We start from the raw sequence: 289 nt of genomic DNA on the forward strand, positions 1-289 counted from the left end.
GAACGACCCCGCCACACCCTCGACGGTCGTACCGCCGAGGACCACCCGGCGGTGTTCCAGCATCGAACGGCCCGTGACCAGGCTCCACGCCACGTCCAGCGGACGCGGCGCGGGCTCCCGCTCCATGTGGGCCCGCAGGCGTTCGGCCTGGGCGTGGAGGGCGGTTTCGGAGCGGGCGGTCACCACCAGCGGGACGACGGGCAGCTCACGCGCCTCCCCCGCCGGCTCCTCCACCCGGACCGGAGCCTGCTCCAGGATCACGTGCGCGTTCGTCCCGCTCACACCGAAC

At 74.0% G+C, this 289-nt stretch carries 1 protein-coding gene; it reads right to left on the bottom strand.

The window, feature by feature from the left end:
- The coding region (locus ACEPPI_RS40865; protein ID WP_373920294.1) for a ketoacyl-synthetase C-terminal extension domain-containing protein at positions 1-289 on the bottom strand (289 nt) is incomplete at both ends.

This window comes from Streptomyces sp. AB3(2024), assembly GCF_041862025.1.
GTDB lineage: Bacteria > Actinomycetota > Actinomycetes > Streptomycetales > Streptomycetaceae > Streptomyces.